This window comes from Roseburia sp. OF03-24 (assembly GCF_003463035.1).
GTDB lineage: Bacteria > Bacillota > Clostridia > Lachnospirales > Lachnospiraceae > Roseburia > Roseburia rectibacter.
On the sequence record NZ_QSCK01000068.1, the window covers coordinates 1 to 2,117 of the forward strand.

Annotated in this window: 1 pseudogene; it reads right to left on the reverse strand. The window is 43.8% G+C overall.

Annotated features, from left to right (window positions below):
* A pseudogene (locus DXA60_RS19960) lies at positions 1–2,117 on the reverse strand (helicase-related protein); the annotation flags it as partial.

Here is a 2,117-nt window from a genome sequence, read left to right on the forward strand (position 1 = left end):
TCAAAGAATCTCTTATAGACCGGATTCATCTTATCCCTGTCAGCCTTCTGCTTTGTCTCATGATAATACTTCTTCTGGTCTTCTCCGCAGTAAAATGGCTGTTTTACCATATAGGATAAAATCTCATATAACTCACGCCAGTCGAGAGCACCTTCCTTACGCACACCATTCCTGTTCTTATAGCTGATCTTCACATATCCACTTCTGATTGAGTACTCCACAAGACCATACTTATTGTTGGAATATGCCTTTCTTTCTGCATTATCTGTCCCTAATGCAATATCCCTGATAAGGTCAAGTTTATTGGGCATAAATGCAAAATCAGACTGCACCACATCCATAAGGAATGCCCTAAACGGAGTGTAGCAGCTGCAATCTGTTACAAGAATCTCCGCCGCATCACGCAGGTCTTCATCAAGCTCTGCAATACGCTTGGCATAATCAATCGGTGTAATATACTTAAGCTCTGATGGATCTTTTTCAGATGTTTCAGCTTCTATCTCTGCACCATATTCTGCCTGTGTTACCATGCGGTCTTCATCGGCAGTTTCCTGTGGTGTCATGCCTTTTGCACTTACATAATCTCTGTTAGAAGCATAGCTCTCCGGCTCATCCGGTATTGCATAATCATCAATCTCTGATTCTGCCTCTTCCGGTTCCACTTCCCGATATTCGGCATCAATAACCTCATCATCCTCACGGAGTCCGTCCATCGCAAGCTCATCAATACGAGGTGTCTCAGGCTGGTATTCCCCTGTAAGAATAAGGACACCAAGCTCTTTTTCGATATCTTTCCATGAAACATATCCTTCAACCTCTCCATCCTCATCTCGCCACTGAAAACGCAGTCCATTCCCATGAAATGTGTCATATCCGTGCAGTCCCAGTCCGTCAACCGGCCAGCCTGCACCTCCCTGACCATATTCTGCTTTGATACGCTTTGCTCTGGTTCCTGCATCAATCTCTGTTTCAAAAATCTTGCATACCCTGCCCTTACCACCGATAAAACCTGTACCTCTCATAAGCACCTGTTTGATATACTCACCTGGTACTGTTGCAGACTTTTTGGGATTCAGGTAATTGTATTTACCTGCTAATGCAGCTTTTCTGTCCTGCTCGAACTGACGCATAAACTGATTATTGTTTTCGTCCTCAGTATGAATAGTGCCAATGCTTGCCTGCCCATTCTGGTCGAAAAAAAAGGAAGCCTGTGTATATTCGGCTTCCTTACTAACACCCAATGAATTGATTTCATCAAGTTCCCTATTCAGTTCTGTATCATCAGATTCTAGTGGAATCGCATCACTATCTGATTCAGTACCACTTCCTCTGCCTGCATCTTCGCCTGCTCTCTTATCTTCCACATCTCCATTGTCGATGACGGATTCTGTGGCTTGTGCTTCGCCAGATACTGCATCTCCAGCTGGTCGTACAGCTGGTTCGCTTCCTCCTCTACCGCTGACATCTTCTCGTACATCTTCCCGAATCTCATCAGCGTCTTGTATCTTGCCGGCTCGTTCTCCTTTAGATAGTTCATCGCCATCCTTCCGTATTTGCCCAGCTTCGTGAGATCCTCCGTCTCGTCCGGCATCTCTATCTGCGGATAAAGCAGTCCGTCCACTTCCTTGTAAGTCATTTCTTCTAACATATCCAATTCTCCTTTCGCTCTCGATTGCCTTTAAGTTACGACTAAATTCTCTAAGAACACTACAGGAGACATCGCATACAATGGAACCAAGACGGTAAATAATCTCTTCGTCTTTGATATTTACGATCTGACTAAAATCCTGTTCTTGCACAGATAAGTCAAATCCGCATCTCGTCCCTACAGCATACATGACACTTGCATATACAAGCTGCTCCATGTCCATTTCCTGCTGTAAGCCATTGCGTTTCTTACTTTCTTCCTTTATCACACTACCTGATAGCTGCATAAGTTCGGTCATTCGGTCTCCGAACTCTTCTTTTATTATAAGCCAAACATCTGTTCCTGTAAACTGTTTTAATATATTTTTTAGAGACTCCCTGTCGCTGTTATCGTACTGCTCAATCTGACCTTCTGACACAAGAAAATCCACATAATCCTTAAGATTTTCTCCCTCAAGGTCCCATGTCAG